The organism is Streptomyces sp. NPDC127114 (assembly GCF_042677525.1).
GTDB lineage: Bacteria > Actinomycetota > Actinomycetes > Streptomycetales > Streptomycetaceae > Streptomyces.
This window is the reverse complement of sequence record NZ_JBHXTJ010000012.1, coordinates 110618-127943: the sequence shown is the minus strand read 5'-3', so window position 1 is coordinate 127943 and position 17326 is coordinate 110618. Positions and strand designations below refer to the sequence as shown.

Here is a 17326-nt window from a genome sequence, read left to right as displayed (position 1 = left end):
ATCCCCTCCGGGTTCCATTCCGGGGCAACTCAAATATTTTGCACGTACCCGTCAGTCGGTACGGATGTGGGGGGAGGGCGCGTAGCGGCGCATACGCCCCGGCGCGCGGCAGGTCACGCGCACCCGAGCGGTGTGGGACGGACAGTACCGGGCCTCTGCCCGAACTCGGGCATCGGCCCCTCCCCCCGGCGGGAGTCCATGGCCGGAACCCGCGCCTGGCGCACGGGGCCGAAGCCCGTCCGGCCCCAGCACTGGACGGCGGCGCGCTCGCGCAGTTCCCTGGCTACGGGGGGTTGTCGTCCGAGTACGGATCCGAGTGACGGATTGGGGCGCTTTCCATGACACCTACGCTCGTCCCGCACCACCCCGCGCGCGACTGGGCCGAGATCCAGGAACGGATGCTCGTCCCGCTCTACGAGGCGGTGTACGGCCGGCTCGGCGTGGGCGCCGGCTCGCGGGTGCTCGGCCTCGGCTGCGGTTCCGGCCTGGCCCTGCTGATGGCGGCCGGGCGCGGGGCGCGGGTGGCCGGGGCCGACCGGGACCACGCGCGCGTGGCGCTGGCGCGGGAGCGGCTGCCCGGGGTTCCGCTCGCGGTGTCCGGGCTGCCGGAGGGCGGTCCGTACGACGTGATCACGGCGTTCCACGGCACGGCCGGCGTGGCCGGGGGCCTGGCGGCGGTCACTCCGATGGCGGAACGGGGCGCGGCGTTCGTGCTCGCGGGCTGGGGGCCGGCGGAGCGGTGTGCGACGGCGTCGGTGCTGCGGGTCGCGGCGCGGCTGGCGGACCGGCGCCCGGCGGACCGGGACGCTCTCGAGGAGACGGCCGCGGCGGCGGGCCTGCGGCCGGACGGGTCGGGGCGGGTGGCGTGCCCGTTCGGCTACGCGGACCGGGACAGCGCGGTGCGCGGGCTGCTCTCGACGGGTGAGTTCGACGCGGCCGTCCGGGCGACGGATCCGGACCAGGTCGAGAAGGAGCTCCTGGAGGCCCTGGAGCCGTACGTCCGCGCGGACGGGACGGTGTGGATGGCGAACGTCTTCCGGTACGTGATCGCCCGGTCGGCCTGAGACCGGCGCCGTCTCCAGGGCCGGTCGGACTCGGTTCCGCACGTTCCTCCGGACCGGCTCTACGCGTCCTTCCCCAGCCGCGGGATGCCCGCCGCCCGGTAGGCCTCGGCCTCCTCCAGGGTCTCGGCGGCCAGCAGGGCCTCGGCGAGGGCGTCGAGCTTGTCGCGGTGCTCGCGGAGCTGGCGCAGGGCGCTCTCGTAGCACTCGTCGACGATGCGGCGCATCTCCTCGTCGACGGTGTCGAGGGTGGCGGGCGCGGCGGAGAGTCCGTAGGCCTGCTGGGCGTCGCCGGGGATGGCGGTGAGGCGGCCGACGCGTTCGCTCATGCCCCAGCGGCCGGCCATGCCGCGGGCGATGCCGGTGACCTGTTCCAGGTCGCTCTCGGCGCCGGTGGTGATGACGCCGAAGACGACCTGTTCGGCGGCCATGCCGCCGAGGGCGCCGATGATGCGGCCGCGCAGGTAGTCCTCCGTGTAGGCGTACTTGTCGGACTCGGGCGTGGACAGGGTGACGCCGAGGGCGCGGCCGCGGGGGACGATGGTGATCTTGCGGACGGGGTCGGCGCCGGGCTGGAGCATGCCGAGGAGGGCGTGGCCGCTCTCGTGGTAGGCGGTGCGGCGGCGTTCCTCCAGGGGCATGACGAGGGGGCGTTCGGCGCCGAGCTGGACCTTCTCCAGGGCGTCGGAGAGGTCGGACCGGGTGACGGACTTCTGCTGGCGTTTCACGGCGAGCAGGGCGGCTTCGTTGGCGAGGTTGGCGAGTTCGGCGCCGGTCATGCCGGGGGTGGTCTTGGCGACGTGTTCGAGGTCGACGTCCTGGGCGAGCGGGATCTGCCGGGTGTGGATCCTGAGGATGGCCTCGCGGCCGCCGCGGTCGGGCGGGTTGACGTGGACGATCCGGTCGAAGCGGCCGGGGCGGGTGAGGGCCGGGTCGAGGACGTCGGCGCGGTTGGTGGCGGCGAGGACGATGACGCCTTCGGAGCCGGTGAAGCCGTCCATCTCGGTGAGGATCTGATTGAGGGTCTGTTCGCGTTCGTCGTGGCCGCCCATGCCGGCGCCGGCGCCGCGGGCGCGGCCGATGGTGTCGATCTCGTCGATGAAGATGATCGCGGGTGCGACCTTGCGGGCCTCGTTGAACAGTTCGCGGACGCGGGAGGCGCCGACGCCGACGATCATCTCGATGAACTCGGAGGCGGAGGCGGAGAAGAAGGGCACGCCGGCCTCGCCGGCGACGGCCCGGGCGAGCAGGGTCTTGCCGGTTCCGGGCGGTCCGGCGAGCAGCACGCCGCGGGGCATCTTGGCGCCCATGTCGCGGTAGGCGTCGGGGTTCTTCAGGAAGTCGACGACGTCGTTGAGTTCGCCCTCGACCTCGTCGATGCCGGCGACGTCCTCGAAGGTGGTGCGTCTGCCGCCTTCGAGTTCGACGGGCTTGGGCGGGGCCTTGCGGCCGAGCATGCCGCCGGCGCCGCCCATGCCGGCGCTCATGCGGCGGGCGATGAACACCCACAGGAGGACGAGGAGCAGCATCGGGGCGAGCGAGATCAGCAGGTTGGCGAGGAAGCTGCGTTCCTGGACGACCGGTTCGGCGGTGACGGTGACGTTGTTCTTGGTGAGCTGGGCCCACAGGTCGTCGTCGGCGAAGGCGGGCCGCTGGGTGGTGAACTTGGTGTAGTCGCCGTCGCCGCTGGGGACGGGCTGTTTGTTCTTCAGCTGGCCCTGGATGGCGTCGCCCTTGGAGTAGATCTTGGTGACGTTGCCGGCGGCGACCTGTTTGTCGAACTCCGTGTAGGAGATCGTCGGCCCTTCCTTCTCGTTGAAGAAGGACAGGACGAGGTTGGCGATCAGGTAGACGACGAGTGCGGTGAGGATGAGCCCGCCCCAGCCGCCGGGCATCTTCTTCCTGGCCGGCGGGGGCGGCGGTGCCCCTTCCGAGCGCCAGGGCTGGTCGGTCCGGTCGCGCGGGGGTACGGGGTTGGCCACGGGCTCTCCTCGGGGCGGCAGTGGCCCCAGTATCGAAGACCTGGTCAATCCCGGCATTACGGATGGGCTGACCGTACGAAAAGGGGCCCGGGGCGGTTTCCCACCGCCCCGGGCCCCTTCGTACGACCTCGGCCTCGGCCTCGTACGGCCGGAAGCCGTCAGCCCATGAACTTCTTGAACTCGTCCGGCAGCTCGAAGTCGCCCGGGCCCTGGCCCGCCGCCGGCAGACCGAAGGCGCCGCCCGCCTGGGCCTGCTCGCGCTTCGCCTGGGCGGCCTGCTCCTCGGCCTTCCGCTTCATCGGGTTGCCGCTCTTGCGCTTGCCCTTGGCCTGCTTGACCTGCTTCTTCTGCCGGCCGGGGCCGCCGCCCATGCCCGGGATGCCCGGCATGCCCGGCATGCCGCCGCCCTGGGCCATGCGCGACATCATCTTGCGGGCCTCGAAGAAGCGCTCCACCAGGCCCTTGACGGCGCTGACCTCGACGCCGGAACCCTTGGCGATGCGGGCGCGGCGCGAGCCGTTGATGATCGTCGGGTCCTGGCGCTCGGCCGGGGTCATCGACTTGATGATGGCGCCGACACGGTCGACCTCGCGCTCGTCGATGTTGGCGATCTGCTCCTTCATCTGGCCCATGCCGGGCAGCATGCCGAGGAGCTTGGAGATGGAGCCCATCTTGCGGACCTGCTCCATCTGCGCCAGGAAGTCGTCGAGCGTGAACTCCTGGCCCTTCTTGGACGCCAGCTTGGAGGCCATCTTGGCGGCCTCTTCCTGGCTGAAGGTCTGCTCGGCCTTCTCGATGAGCGAGAGCACGTCGCCCATGCCGAGAATGCGGGACGCCATGCGGTCCGGGTGGAACGCGTCGAAGTCGTCCAGCTTCTCGCCGTTGGAGGCGAACATGATCTGCTTGCCGGTGACGTGCGCGATGGAGAGCGCGGCACCACCGCGGGCGTCGCCGTCGAGCTTGGAGAGCACCACGCCGTCGAAGCCGACGCCGTCGCGGAAGGCCTCCGCGGTGTTGACCGCGTCCTGACCGATCATGGCGTCGACGACGAAGAGGATCTCGTCGGGCGACACCGCGTCGCGGATGTCGGCGGCCTGCTGCATCAGCTCCTGGTCGATGCCGAGGCGGCCGGCGGTGTCGACGATGACGACGTCGAACAGCTTGGTGCGCGCGTACTCGATCGAGTCCTTCGCGACCTGGACCGGGTCGCCGACGCCGTTGCCCGGCTGCGGGCCGTAGAAGGCCACGCCCGCGCGGTCGGCGACGACGGAGAGCTGGTTGACGGCGTTGGGGCGCTGGAGGTCACAGGCGACGAGCAGCGGGGAGTGGCCCTGACCCTTGAGCCAGAGACCGAGCTTTCCGGCGAGGGTGGTCTTACCGGCACCCTGCAGACCCGCGAGCATGATCACGGTCGGTGCGGTCTTCGCGAACCGGAGGCGGCGGGTCTCGCCGCCGAGGATGCCGACGAGCTCCTCGTTGACGATCTTGATGACCTGCTGCGAGGGGTTCAGCGCCTTGGAGACCTCGGCGCCCAGCGCCCGCTCCTTGACGCGGGAGATGAACGCGCGCACGACCGGGAGGGCGACATCGGCCTCGAGCAGGGCGATACGGATTTCCCGGGCCGCGGTGTCGATGTCCTGCTCGGAGAGGCGGCCTTTACCCCGGAGGGACTTGAAAGTCGCGCTGAGGCGGTCGGAAAGCGTATCGAACACGGTGGTCGCGATTCCTCGGGTCGGGGTGGGCAGTCACCCAAGGGTATCCGGCCCGGGGAGACAGGTGCCCTGGACGGTACGCGGCGGGGCCCCGCCGCGGTCAGCGCAGGGCCTCCTCCAGTGCCGCGGCCAGCCCCGCCGCCTCCTCCGGGGCGAGCAGGGAGCCGTCGGGGCGGGTCACGTACAGGGTGTCGACGGCGTTCGCGCCCAAGGTCGAGACGTGGGCGCTGCGCAGCCGGACCTCGGCGCCTTCCAGGGCGCGGCCGATGCGGTGCAGCAGGCCCGGGGCGTCCTGGGCGCGGACCTCCAGGACGGTGGCCAGGCGCGAGCCGGCCTCGGCGACGGTGACACGGGGCGGCGGGGCGGTGACGCCGCGGCGCCTGGGGTAGGCGGCGTCGCGTTCGGCGAGCCGGGCGGGCACGTCGAGGGAGCCGTCGAGGGCGCGGACCAGGTCGGCGCGGAGCCGGTGGGCCTCGGGCAGCGAGCCGTACTCGGCGGCGACCCGCCAGTCGAGGATCAGGACGGGTCCGTCGCCGAGCTCGCGGGGCAGGGCGACGGCGCGCAGTTCGGCGGCGCGGACGGTCAGGCGGTGCAGGGCGAGGACGCCGGCGACGGCGGGCAGCACCCCGGGGCGTTCGGGCAGCGCGACGAGGAGTTCCACGCCGACCGGTTCGGGTTCCTCGGTCGCCTCGACGGGTTCGGTGCGGAGGGCGAGGACGGGTTCGCCGGTGCGCAGTGCCTCGATGCCGAGCCGTTCCTGTTCGGCGCTGGGCGCGGCGGCCTCCGGGTCGGGCAGCTCCTCCCCCGCGAGCACTCCGGCGACGCGTTTGACGAGGTCGGCGACGAGGGAGGCGCGCCAGGTGGACCAGGCGGCCGGGCCGGTGGCGAGGGCGTCGGCCTCGGTGAGGGCGTGCAGGAGTTCCAGGGCGCCGAGGGTGCCGACGGCGGCGGCGACGGACTGGACGGTGGCGGGGTCGTCGAGGTCGCGCCGGGTGGCGGTCTCGACGAGCAGCAGGTGGTGGCGGACGACGGTGGCGATGACGGCGGTGTCGGCGCGGTCGAAGCCGATCCGGGTGGCGACGTCGCGGGCGATGGTCTCGCCGGCGACGGAGTGGTCGCCGGGCCAGCCCTTGCCGATGTCGTGCATCAGGGCGGCGACGAGCAGCAGGTCGGGCCGGTGGACGCGGCGGGCGAGGGAGGCGGCGCGGACGGCGGTCTCGACGAGGTGCCGGTCGACGGTCCAGGTGTGGACGGGGTTGCGCTGGGGGCGGCAGCGGACGCGTTCCCAGTCGGGCAGGAGCCGGGTGACGAGGCCTTCGGCCTCCAGGGCCTCCCAGACGGGGACGGTGGATTCGCCGGCGCCGAGCAGGGTGACGAGTGCCTCGCGGGCCTCGGCCGGCCAGGGCACCGGCAGCGGCTTGGCGGAGGTGGCGAGGCGGCGTACGGCGTGCGGGGAGAGCGGGAGTCCGGCCTGGGCGGCGGCGGCCGCGGCGCGCAGCGGCAGGACGGGGTCGCGTTCGGGGCGGGCGCTCAGGGCGAGGACGACCTCGCCGTCCATCTCGACGACGCCTTCGGCGAGCGGGGTGCGTTCGACGGGCGGTTTCGCGGCGCCGGAGCGCCCGAGGAGGGAGCGGAACCGGGGCCGGGCGGAGCGGGCCCGCAGGACCCGGTTCACCTCGCGCCAGGTGACGTCGGAGGCGTACGAGACGGTGCGGGCGGCCTCGTAGACCTCGCGGAGCAGGGTGTCGGCGTCGAGGAGGCCGAGTTCGGCGGCGACGGCGTCCTGTTCCTGGAGGGCGAGCCGGTCGGTGGCGCGGCCGGTGGCGAGGTGGAGGGCGTCGCGGGCGTCGAGGAGGCGGCGGCGGGCGTCGTCGAGTCCTTCGCGGGGGGCGTCGGCGAGCCAGGAGGCGGCGACGGCGCGCAGGGCCTGGGCGTCGCGCAGGCCACCGCGGGCCTCTTTGAGGTCGGGTTCGAGGAGGTACTGGAGTTCGCCGGAGCGTTCGGCGCGCTCGCGGCACAGGGCGTCGAGTTCGGGGAGCCGGCGGGTGGCCTGGTTGCGCCAGTCGGCGAGGACGGCGGTGCGCAGGGCGGCGACGAGGCCGAGGTCGCCGGCGACGGGCCGGGCGTCGAGGAGGCCGAGCTGCACCTTGAGGTCCTCGCCTGCGGTGCGGCGGGCCTCGGCGGTGGTGCGTACGGAGTGGTCGAGGGCGAGGCCGAGGTCCCACACGGGGTACCAGAGGCGGTCGGCGAGGGCGGCGACGGTCCGGGAGTCGGCGCTGCCGTCGTGGAGCAGGAGCAGGTCGAGGTCGCTGCGCGGGGAGAGTTCGCCGCGGCCGTAGCCGCCGACGGCGACGAGGGCGATGCCGCGCGGCGGTGCGGCGGCCTCGAACAGTCCGGCGAGCCAGTCGTCGGTCAGCCGGGCCAGGGCGGTACGGCGCGGCGGCCCGGACCGCTCCTTCTCGGTGAGAAGGCGCAGCCGGGCCGCCGCGTAACCGCTGGGTCCCGAATCTTCGGTTTCCTTGTGTGTGTCGAGGCTCGTCACCAGCGGCTCCTGTCCGTTTCCGGGGGTTACAGCGCGTCGGGTCCGCGTTCGCCGGTGCGGACGCGTACGGCGGTCTCGACCGGCACGCTCCACACCTTTCCGTCACCGATCTTGCCGGTGCGGGCGGCCTTCACGACGACGTCGATGAGCTGTTCGGCGTCGTCGTCCTCCACGAGGACCTCGATGCGGATCTTGGGGACGAGGTCGACGGTGTACTCGGCGCCCCGGTAGACCTCGGTGTGTCCGCGCTGGCGGCCGTATCCGCTGGCCTCGGTGACGGTGAGCCCGTGGACGCCGAACGCCTGCAGGGCCTCCTTGATCTCGTCGAGCCGGTGCGGCTTCACGACCGCGGTGATGAGCTTCATGCGTCCACCTTCGTGTTCTGCGTCGGGGCGGGGGCGGCTGCGGCGGTGGTGCGCGGGGCGATGCCTCCGCCGGCTCCGCTGAAGTCGTACGCGGTCTCGGCGTGCTCGACCTGGTCGATGCCGGAGACCTCGTCGTCCTCGCTGACCCGCATGCCCATGGTCTTGTCGATGACCAGGGCGAGGATCGCGGAGGCGATCAGAGAGTAGGCGAGGACGGAGAAGACGCCGATCGCCTGCTTGCCGAGCTGCTCGAGGCCGCCGCCGTAGAAGAGGCCCTTGGCCTCGGACTGGACGCCGCCGGTGGCGAAGAAGCCGACGAGGAGGGAGCCGACGACTCCGCCGACGAGGTGGACGCCGACGACGTCGAGGGAGTCGTCGTAGCCGAGCTTGTACTTCAGGCCGACGGCCATGGCGCAGAGGAGGCCGGCGACGGCGCCGATGGCGATCGCGCCGAGCGGGGAGCAGGAGCCGCCGGAGGGCGTGATGGCGACGAGGCCGGCGACCGCGCCGGAGGCGGCGCCGAGGGTGGTGAAGGAGCCGTGGCGCAGCTTCTCGTAGATGAGCCAGGCGAGCATGGCGGCGGCGGTGGCGACCTGGGTGTTGACGAACATGACCGCGCCGACGCCGTCGTCGTTGCCGAGCCACGAGCCGGCGTTGAAGCCGAACCAGCCGAACCAGAGGAGACCGGCGCCGAGCATGACCAGCGGGAGGCTGTGCGGGCGCATCGGGTCCTTCTTGAAGCCGACGCGCTTGCCGATGACGAGGATCACGCCGAGGGCCGCGGCACCGGCGTTGATGTGGACGGCGGTGCCGCCGGCGAAGTCGATGACGCCCATCTCGAAGAGCCAGCCGCCGGTGCCCCAGACCCAGTGGGCGACGGGGAAGTAGACGATCGTGACCCAGAGGGTGATGAACAGGGCCCAGGCGGTGAACTTGACGCGGTCGGCGAGGGCGCCGCTGATGAGGGCCGGGGTGATGATGGCGAACATCAGCTGGAAGACGGCGAAGACGTACACCGGGATGGTGTAGCCGGGCCACAGTTCGGTGATGCCGATGCCGCTGAGGCCGACGTATTCCGAGGACCAGCCGAAGAGCGAGGCCGAGTCGGTGCCGAAGGCGATGCTGAAGCCGTAGAGCACCCACAGGATCGTGACGATCCCGAGGCTGATGAAGCTCATCATCAGCATGTTGAGGGTGGACTTGACGCGGACCATGCCTCCGTAGAAGAAGGCGAGGGCCGGGGTCATCAGCATGACCAGGGCGGAGCAGATGAGCATGAACCCGGTGTTGGCTGCGGACAGCGTGGGCGCGTCTGCTGCCAGGGTCGTGATGGCTGCTGCCATCGGCGTCTCCTCGTCGTCGGTACGGCCTGTGCGGGGGCGGGGCCGGAGAGCGGCTCGGCCATGAGGGGTGGCCGGTTATGAGCCAGAGATTCGCGCAGGCCGGTTTCCGCCGATGCCGCTCGATGTTTCGCCGCAGTGACGAAGGGGCGGGGCGTGTTACGCGGTCGTGAACGCCAGGGTCACGGGGAGGTAACGGGCGTACCATCCGTCGTCCCGTGGCGGGGACGGCGGCCGGCCGCGCCGTCCGTCCGTGTGTCCTTGCGGCGGGGGAGCCGAGTCGGGCTTACGGGACGGCCGGCGCGGCCGGGGTCTGGGAGGGGCGGTGCGGTGGTACGGGGCGCTGCCCGCCGGGCTCAGACGGCCTCGGCCGTCTCGGGGAGCAGCGCGGTGAGCCGGTCGGTGAGCTGGACGACCTCGGCGACGTCGCCGTAGTCGCGGGCGGCGGTGTCGACGGTCTTGCGGAGCCGGGTGTTGACCCGTTCGGAGCGGACCTTGCGGGCGATGCCGAGGGCCTTCTCGGCAAGGACGACGGACTGCTCGGGCTCGCGCTTGAGGAGGTGGACGGTGGCCATGCCGATGAGGTTGAGGGCGTACGAGCGCTGGTGCTCGGGGTCCTTCTCGAAGAGTTCGACGGCCCGTTCCATGACGGGCTCGGCGAGCGAGGCGTAGGTGGGCGAGCGGCCCGCGACATAGGCGAGGTCGCGGTAGGAGTGGGAGTTCTCGCCGTTGAGCTCGGCCTCGGAGAAGAAGCGGATCCAGTCGGGCTCGGGCTCGCCGTCGAGACCGACGTCGGCGAAGGTGTCCTCGGCCATCCGCACGGCCCGCTTGCACTTGGAGGGCTGGCCCATGTTGGCGTAGGCGCGGGCCTCCATCGCATACAGCATGGCCTGGGTGCGCGGGGTGGCGCAGTCCCGACTGCCGTACTGGGCCAGATGGATGAGTTCGAGGGCGTCGTCGGGCCGGCCGAGGTGGATCATCTGGCGGCTCATCGAGGAGAGGATGTACGAGCCGAGGGGCTTGTCGCCGGCCTCCTTGGCGGCGTGCAGGGCGAGCACGAAGTACTTCTGGGCAGTGGGCTGGAGACCGACGTCGTAGCTCATCCAGCCGGCCAGTTCGGCGAGTTCGGCGGCGCATTTGAACAGGCGCTGGGCGACGGCGGGCGGCTGGGGCTCCTGGAGCAGGTCGGTGACCTCGTGGAGCTGGCCGACGACGGCCTTGCGGCGCAGTCCGCCGCCGCACTGGGCGTCCCACTGGCGGAACATCGCGGTGGTGGACTCGAGCAGGTCGAGCTCGACGGGCGAGAGCCGGTGCGGGCGGCGTTCGTCGGCGGCGGGCGCGGGCCGCTCGGGCTCGGCGACCGGGGTGGGCACCAGCCAGCGCTGCATGGGCTCGATGAGGGCGGGCCCGGCGGCGAGCTGGAGCGAGGAGCCGAGGAAGCCGCGGCGGGCGAGCATCAGGTCGCTGCGGGAGAACTCGCTGAGCAGGGCGACGGTCTGGGGGCCGGCCCAGGGCAGGTCGACTCCGGACACGGAGGGCGACTGGTGGGCGGCGCGCAGGCCGAGGTCCTCGACGGCGACGACGGAGCCGAAGCGCTCGGAGAACAGCTCGGAGAGGATCCGCGGGATGGGTTCGCGGGGCTGTTCGCCGTCGAGCCAGCGGCGCACCCGGGAGGTGTCGGTGGAGATGTGGTGCGCGCCCATCTGGCGTGCCCTGCGGTTCACCTGGCGCGCCAGCTCGCCCTTCGACCAGCCGCTGCGCACGAACCACGAGCTCAGCTGCTCGTTCGGGCGCTTGCCGGCAGTCGTACCGTCTGCGCCGTTGCCGCCCACTGGAACGCCCCCATCCACCTGATGTCGTCTGCGAACCCTTGCCAGAATGCCGTGTTCCGCGGCGCCCGTCCGGCGTTTTCGCTCCTTCGAACGGAAAAACGGGTTGCCTCCGGCATACCCGCTCGTGCGCTTCGCCCCCGGGTTCGTGTACCGAAGGTAATCCTACGATCACGCGTCCGGGCACGGCGTTTCAAGAAACGCCACCATTCGCCACCCCTTCGAATGAACTCGCCACGGGCGGAACGCGATTCACTTGACAGGCGAAGGATCGGGGTCGGCGAACCGGGGCGCGAGGAGGCGCGTGTCGCGGTCCGCACCACCGGCCACACCACCGCACGCCCGCGGCGGCGGTGACCGTGGCAGATCGTGACGGTGGGTCTCCGGTCCGTAACCACCGGCGCGTCCGACCCGTTGGAGGGGGCATGGGCTTCACGATCGGCGGCATTCGTGAGATGCGGTCCGGCTCACGTCGCCGCGTACGCACCACGGAGTGCACAGCGGTGGCCGAGTACACCGGACTGTGGGGCTGGGACGTGGTCCCGGGAGCGCGGGCGGCGGCCGGCCGGTGCTCCTGCGGCGATCCCTCCTGTACGGCCCCGGGGGCGCATCCCCTCTCCTTCGCCGAGCCGGTGCCGGCCGGCGCGGGCCTCGACGTGGCGACCAAGGCGTGGTCGGAGTACCCGGGGGCGACGATCCTGCTGCCGGTCGGCCGCTCCTTCGACGTGATCGAGGTCGCCGAGGCCGCGGGCCGCCGGGCCCTCGTCCGGCTGGAGCGGATGGGTCTGCCGCTCGGGCCGGTGTGCGCGACGCCGACGGGCCGGGCCCGGTTCTTCGTGGCCCCGGGCGCAGCGGACGAGCTGCCGCAGCTGCTCTACCGGATGGGCTGGGACGACGCCGATCTGGACCTGCACTGCCTGGGTCCGGGAACCCATGTCACGGCCCCGCCGTCGGATCTGGGCGGTCTCGGCCCGGTCCGCTGGCTGCGCCCGCCGACCCTGGACACGGCCGGGGCGCCGCCGCAGGCCCGGCTGCTGCTCGGCACGCTCGCGTACATCTGCCACCGCACGCACTTCTGACCGGGCGCGCGGCGCGAGGACGGGAAGGGCCCCTGCCGTTGAGCTGCGGCAGGGGCCCTTTCTCGTGCGCGTCGCGCGCCGGACGCCTCAGTCCCCGATGAGGGCGTCGACGAACGCGCCCGGCTCGAAGGGGGCCAGGTCGTCCGGGCCCTCGCCCAGGCCGACCAGCTTGACCGGGACGCCCAGCTCGCGCTGGACGGCGACGACGATGCCGCCCTTGGCGGTGCCGTCGAGCTTGGTCAGGACGATGCCGGTGATGTCGACCACCTCGGCGAAGACGCGGGCCTGGATCAGACCGTTCTGGCCGGTGGTGGCGTCGAGGACGAGCAGCACCTCGTCGAGCGGGCCGTGCTTCTCCACGACGCGCTTGACCTTGCCGAGCTCGTCCATGAGGCCGGTCTTGGTGTGCAGCCGGCCGGCGGTGTCGATGAGGACGACGTCGGCCTTCTCGGCGATGCCCTCCTTGACCGCGTCGAACGCGATCGACGCCGGGTCGCCGCCCTCGGGGCCGCGCACGGTGCGCGCGCCGACCCGCTCGCCCCAGGTCTGGAGCTGGTCGGCGGCGGCGGCACGGAAGGTGTCGGCGGCGCCCAGGACGACGGACTTGCCGTCGGCGACCAGGACGCGGGCGAGCTTGCCGGTGGTGGTGGTCTTGCCGGTGCCGTTGACGCCGACGACCATGACGACGCCCGGGACGTCCTCGGGGCTCTCCGTCCGCACGGTGCGGTCGAAGTCGCCGAGGAGGGCGACGAGCTCCTCGCGGAGCAACCCGCGCAGCTCCTCGGGGGTGCGGGTGCCGAGCACCTTCACGCGCTCGCGCAGCCGCTCGACCAGCTCCTGGGTGGGCGCGACGCCCACGTCGGCGGTGAGGAGGGTCTCCTCGATCTCCTCCCAGGTGTCCTCGTCCAGGTGCTCGCGGGACAGCAGGGAGAGCAGTCCCTTGCCGAGCGAGTTCTGGGAGCGGGCGAGCCGGGCCCGGAGCCGTACGAGACGGCCGGCGGTCGGCTCGGGTACCTCGATCTCGGGAGCCGCGAGCTCCTCGGCGGCCGGCTCCTCGACGACCACCGGGGCCTCGGGGGCCTGGGCGGTGGGGAGCTCGACCTCCTCGACGGTGCGGCGTGGTTCTTCCCGCGGTGTCTCCGCCTCGTCGCCGACATGCGGCTCGGCGGGCGGAGCGGTGATGGTCGGCGTGGTGGACGGCGGCTCGGCCGGCGGCAGCTGCTTCTTCTTGCGACCGCTGACCACGAGCCCGCCGGTCACGACGACCGCGACGGCCAGAGCGATGACTACAGCAAGGATGAGTTCCATAACGTCGTCCAGTATCGGCCACGAAGGCGCCGGGGGCGGAGCACGCCGTGAAGGGGTCGGGCGCGCGGCACGTAAAGTGTGTGGTTCCCCCACATCTGTACGACGGAGTACCCCTATGTCCCACGCGTCCGAGACCGAAGGCGCGCAGAGCGGCGGCACCATGGAGAGCCGCGGCCTCGAACCCGTGCCCGACGCCGAGCGGACCGGCCGGGTCCGCGAGCTGTTCCCGACCTGGGTCGCGGCCAACATCAGTGTGCTGCTGCTCACCATGGGCGCCGGCCTGGTCGTGTTCAACGGTCTGAACTTCTGGCAGGTCCTGCTCGTGGCCGTGGCCGCGCCGGTCCTGTCGTACGGGATCGTCGGCCTGATCTCGATCGCCGGGAAGCGCGGTGGCGCGCCGGGCATGGCGCTGTCGCGGGCCGTCTTCGGTCAGCGGGGAAACCTTTTTCCCGGCTCGTTGATCTGGGTGGCGCGCTGGGGCTGGGAGACCATCAACGCGGTCACCGGCGCCTACGCGGTGCTCACGGTGCTGGATCTGCTCTTCGGCGTGAGGTCGAACACGTTCCTCATCGTGGTGACGCTGCTGGCCTTCGTGTCCTGCACCTTCCTGGTGTCGGGGCTCGGGATCACCGCGCTGCGGGTGTGCAGCACCTGGTCGACGTACCTCTTCGGTGCCTTCTCGGTGCTCGTGCTGGGCTACCTGGTGGCGAACACGGACTGGTCGGCGGTCTTCGCGAAGCCGGCCGGCTCGACGGCGATGCTGGTCGCGGGCGTCGGCACGATCGCGGCGGGCGGCATCAGCTGGGTGCCGTCGGGCCCGGACTTCACGCGCTACCTGCCGCGCACGGCCTCGTCGAGGGGCGTGGTCGGCTCGACGGTCGGCGGGGCGGGGATCGTGGTGCTGCCGATGGTGCTGATGGGCGCGGTGATGGCGGTGGCGACGCCGGACCTGGCCTCGGCGCAGGACCCGGTGTCCTTCATCGGGGAGCTGCTGCCGGCCTGGATCTCGGTGCCGTACCTGCTGATCGCGCTGATCGGGATGCTGCTGATCAACTCGATGTCGATGTACTCGGCGGGCTTCACGGCGCAGACGCTCGGCATCAAGGTGTCGCGGGCGGCGGCGGTCAGCGTGAACGCGGTGATCAGCCTGGTCTTCGGCTTCCTGCTGATGGTGGTGGCGAGCAGCTTCATCGGCTCGTTCATCTCGTTCCTCACGCTGCTCGCGGTGGCGTTCTCGGCGTGGATCGGCGTCTTCGGCGTCGACATGCTGAGCCGCCGGACGTACGACGCGGAGGCGCTGATGGACACCACGCGGAGCAGCGCGTACTGGTACCGGGGCGGTTTCGCGTGGCAGGCGATGACGGCGTGGGGCGTGGCTCTGGTGGCGGGTCTGCTGTTCACCAGGGTCGACTGGTTCGCCGGCCCGCTGGCGTCCTCGTGGATCGGGAGGAACGGCCTGGGCTGGGCGGCGACGATCGTGGTCGCCGGTGTGCTGTACGCGGTGCTGCCGCGGGAGCGCGAGTCGGCGCGGGCCGCGGTGGCGGCGGCCGAGGCGCGCGAGACCGTTTCCATCTGACGTAGCGTCAGATAACGTCCCCCTTCGCAGGCATCCCACCCGCGGAGGGGGACTTTCCGTGCCGTTCACCGTCATCCGCTTCAACCTCGTCGACCCGCACGCCGATCCGGCCTCCCTCTCGGCCCGCTACCGGGCGGCCCTGGAGATGGCGGCGCACGCCGACGCGCACGGCGTGGACACCGTGCAGACCGAGGAGCACCACGGCGCCGAGAACAACTGGCTCCCCTCCCCCTTCGCCTTCGCGGGCGCCGTCTTCGGCGCGACGAAGACGATCGCGGTGACCGTGTCGGCGATCATCGGGCCGCTGCACGACCCGCTGCGGCTCGCGGAGGAGATCGCCGTCCTGGACCTGCTGAGCGGCGGGCGGCTGGTGACGGTCGCCGGGATCGGCTACCGGCCGGAGGAGTACGAGGAGCGCGGCGTCGACTGGGGCCGCCGCGGCAGGCTGCAGGACCTGCTCCTGGAGACCCTGCTGGCCGCCTGGTCGGGCGAGCCCTTCACGTATCAGGGCCGTACGGTACGGGTCACCCCGCGGCCCTTCACGCAGCCGCATCCGCTGCTGCTCGTCGGCGGCTCGTCGAAGGCGGCGGCGCGGCGGGCGGCCCGGCTGGGGCTGCCGTTGTTCCCGAGCGCGCACCTGCCGGAGCTGGAGGCGTACTACCGGGAGCAGTGCGCCGCGTTCGGCACGGAGGGCTGGACGATGATGCCGGCGCGCGAGACGCCGCTGCTGCACGTCTCGGAGGATCCGGACCGGACCTGGGCGGAGTACGGGGAGCACTTCCTGCACGAGGCGCGGACCTATGCGTCCTGGCAGTCGAAGGACATCCGGTCGGCGGTGCGTTCGGCGGCGGCGACGGTGCCGGAGCTGCGTGCGGAGGGCGTGTACCGGGTGGTGACGCCGGAGGAGTGCGTGGCGCTCGGCGGGGAGCTCGACAGTCTGGTGCTGCATCCGCTGTGCGGCGGCATGCCGGTCGAGGAGGGCTGGCGGAGCGTGCGGCTGTTCTGCGACGACGTACTGCCCCGGCTCGAGGTGCGGACCTCGGGCCGGGGCAGTTCTCGTGGGTGAGGAGGGGGCAGCGGGGTTTAGCCCATCTCCTCCAACGCCTTGCCCTTGGTCTCCTTCACGTACCTGAGCACGAAGGGGACGGAGAGCACGGCGAAGACCGTGTAGATGACGTAGGTGCCGGAGAGGTTCCAGTCCGCGAGGGACGGGAAGCTCGCGGTGATGGCCCAGTTGGCGATCCACTGCGCGGAGGCGGCGACGCCGAGGGCGGCGGCGCGGATGCGGTTGGGGAACATCTCGCCGAGGAAGACCCAGACGACCACGCCCCACGAGAGGGCGAAGAAGAGCACGAAGACGTGGGCGGCGACGAGCGCCACGACGCCCTGCGCGGTGGGCAGCTTGCCGTCGACGAGGTCGGCGGAGAAGGCCCAGGCCTCGAAGGCGAGGGCGATCGCCATGCCGACGGAGCCGACGAGGGCGAGCGGCCTGCGGCCGACCCGGTCGACCAGGACCATCGCGATCACGGTGCCGACGATGTTGATGATCGACGTGGTGAACGAGTAGAGGAACGAGCTCGACGGGTCGACGCCGACGGACTGCCAGAGCGTCGCGGAGTAGTAGAAGGCGACGTTGATGCCGACGAGCTGCTGGAAGACGGAGAGTCCGATGCCGACCCAGACGATGGGCAGCAGCTTCGACCGGGTGCCGGCGACCAGCAGGTCCCTGAAGGTGGACTTGTGCTCGCTGCGCATGGCCAGGTCGATCTCGGCGACCCGGCGGTCCAGGTCGACGCCGTGGCCCTCGACCTCGGCGAGCACCTCCTTGGCCCGGTCGACGCGGCCGACGGAGATGAGGAAGCGCGGGGACTCGGGGATCGCGAAGGAGAGCAGGCCGTAGAGGACGGCGGGGACGACCATCACGCCGAGCATCCACTGCCAGGCCTCGAGGCCGCCGATCTCGCCGCGCTGGTCGCCGTCGGCGAGGTTGAGGATGCCCCAGTTGACCAGCTGGGAGATGGCGATGCCGATGACGATGGCGGCCTGCTGGAAGGAGCCGAGGCGGCCGCGGTACGCGGCGGGGGCGACCTCGGCGATGTAGGCGGGGCCGATCACGGAGGCCATGCCGATGGCGAAGCCGCCGACGATCCGCCAGAAGGCCAGGTCCCAGAGGGCGAAGGGCAGGGCGGAGCCCACGGCGCTGACCGCGAAGAGCGCGGCGGAGATCTGCATGCAGCGGATGCGGCCGATGCGGTCCGCGATCCGGCCGGCGGTGGCGGCGCCGATGGCGCAGCCGATCAGGGCGATGGCGATGACCTGGGCGAGGGCCGCGGAGCCGATGTCGTAGCGGTCGCGGATGGCCTCGACGGCGCCGTTGATGACGGAGCTGTCGTAGCCGAAGAGGAAGCCGCCCATCGCGGCCGAGGCCGTGATGAAGATGACGTGTCCGATGTGGTCCGGATGGGCCGCTCGGCCTTCGGACGAAGGCGGTGTGGGCGCCTGCGCGGTGCTGGTCACGGGGGACTCCTCGGG

The 17326-nt window shown here is 72.1% G+C and carries 12 protein-coding genes; 4 read left to right on the top strand and 8 right to left on the bottom strand.

The genetic code is table 11. The annotated features are described in order from the left end of the window. Window positions 1-338 precede the first annotated feature (338 nt). The gene (locus ACFVGS_RS15385; protein WP_385692699.1) at window positions 339-1064 is read left to right on the top strand and encodes a class I SAM-dependent methyltransferase; all 726 of its coding nucleotides are present in this window, start codon (window positions 339-341) and stop codon (window positions 1062-1064) included. 59 nt (window positions 1065-1123) lie between these two features. On the opposite strand, the gene ftsH is transcribed toward ACFVGS_RS15385, so the two are convergent. The 6 genes from ftsH to ACFVGS_RS15355 all read right to left on the bottom strand — a co-directional run bounded on the left by ftsH (window position 1124) and on the right by ACFVGS_RS15355 (window position 10834). After that, window positions 1124-3043, bottom strand: a complete 1920-nt coding sequence (ftsH, locus tag ACFVGS_RS15380; RefSeq protein ID WP_385692698.1) for an ATP-dependent zinc metalloprotease FtsH — start codon at window positions 3041-3043, stop codon at window positions 1124-1126. A 158-nt stretch (window positions 3044-3201) separates the two neighbouring features. Then, window positions 3202-4755: a signal recognition particle protein gene (gene ffh / locus ACFVGS_RS15375; protein WP_385692697.1), complete on the bottom strand. Its 1554-nt coding sequence runs from the start codon at window positions 4753-4755 to the stop codon at window positions 3202-3204. Between the two features lie 100 nt (window positions 4756-4855). After that, window positions 4856-7297 (bottom strand): [protein-PII] uridylyltransferase, encoded by a 2442-nt coding sequence (locus ACFVGS_RS15370; RefSeq protein ID WP_385692696.1) that lies wholly within the window; start codon window positions 7295-7297, stop codon window positions 4856-4858. 26 nt (window positions 7298-7323) lie between these two features. Next, window positions 7324-7662: a P-II family nitrogen regulator gene (locus tag ACFVGS_RS15365; protein WP_004924863.1), complete on the bottom strand. Its 339-nt coding sequence runs from the start codon at window positions 7660-7662 to the stop codon at window positions 7324-7326. Beyond that, entirely contained in the window at window positions 7659-9005 is a 1347-nt protein-coding gene (locus ACFVGS_RS15360) for an ammonium transporter (RefSeq protein ID WP_384422962.1), read from the bottom strand. The genes ACFVGS_RS15365 and ACFVGS_RS15360 overlap by 4 nt, the downstream gene beginning before the upstream one ends. A 353-nt stretch (window positions 9006-9358) precedes the next feature. Then, window positions 9359-10834 carry a hypothetical protein gene (locus ACFVGS_RS15355; protein WP_385692695.1) on the bottom strand — a complete coding sequence of 492 codons (1476 nt, stop codon included), beginning with the start codon at window positions 10832-10834 and terminating at the stop codon, window positions 9359-9361. Window positions 10835-11256: 422 nt separating this feature from the next. Between ACFVGS_RS15355 and ACFVGS_RS15350 the strand changes: the two genes are divergently transcribed. Continuing rightward, complete coding sequence (locus ACFVGS_RS15350) at window positions 11257-11910, top strand: bifunctional DNA primase/polymerase (RefSeq protein WP_384422966.1); 654 nt, start codon at window positions 11257-11259, stop codon at window positions 11908-11910. A gap of 87 nt (window positions 11911-11997) precedes the next feature. Here ACFVGS_RS15350 and ftsY read toward each other — a convergent pair whose 3' ends face one another. Further along, complete coding sequence (gene ftsY, locus ACFVGS_RS15345) at window positions 11998-13218, bottom strand: signal recognition particle-docking protein FtsY (RefSeq protein WP_384422968.1); 1221 nt, start codon at window positions 13216-13218, stop codon at window positions 11998-12000. Window positions 13219-13333: 115 nt separating this feature from the next. Between ftsY and ACFVGS_RS15340 the strand changes: the two genes are divergently transcribed. Together ACFVGS_RS15340 and ACFVGS_RS15335 are read left to right on the top strand one after the other, a co-directional pair. Further along, window positions 13334-14794: a cytosine permease gene (locus ACFVGS_RS15340; RefSeq protein ID WP_384422970.1), complete on the top strand. Its 1461-nt coding sequence runs from the start codon at window positions 13334-13336 to the stop codon at window positions 14792-14794. 58 nt (window positions 14795-14852) lie between these two features. After that, window positions 14853-15860, top strand: coding sequence for an LLM class flavin-dependent oxidoreductase (locus tag ACFVGS_RS15335; protein ID WP_384422972.1), 1008 nt, complete (start codon window positions 14853-14855; stop codon window positions 15858-15860). Between the two features lie 17 nt (window positions 15861-15877). On the opposite strand, the gene ACFVGS_RS15330 is transcribed toward ACFVGS_RS15335, so the two are convergent. Then, window positions 15878-17311, bottom strand: coding sequence for a sugar porter family MFS transporter (locus ACFVGS_RS15330; protein WP_384422973.1), 1434 nt, complete (start codon window positions 17309-17311; stop codon window positions 15878-15880). Between the last annotated feature and the right edge of the window lie 15 nt (window positions 17312-17326).

Bases quoted from the DNA above. Each gene is read 5' to 3' on its own strand.
- ACFVGS_RS15385 (WP_385692699.1), top strand. From the start codon at position 339: ATGACACCTACGCTCGTCCCGCACCACCCCGCGCGCGACTGGGCCGAG.
- ACFVGS_RS15365 (WP_004924863.1), bottom strand. From the start codon at position 7,662: ATGAAGCTCATCACCGCGGTCGTGAAGCCGCACCGGCTCGACGAGATC.
- ACFVGS_RS15360 (WP_384422962.1), bottom strand. From the start codon at position 9,005: ATGGCAGCAGCCATCACGACCCTGGCAGCAGACGCGCCCACGCTGTCC.
- ACFVGS_RS15350 (WP_384422966.1), top strand. From the start codon at position 11,257: ATGGGCTTCACGATCGGCGGCATTCGTGAGATGCGGTCCGGCTCACGT.
- ftsY (WP_384422968.1), bottom strand. From the start codon at position 13,218: ATGGAACTCATCCTTGCTGTAGTCATCGCTCTGGCCGTCGCGGTCGTC.
- ACFVGS_RS15340 (WP_384422970.1), top strand. From the start codon at position 13,334: ATGTCCCACGCGTCCGAGACCGAAGGCGCGCAGAGCGGCGGCACCATG.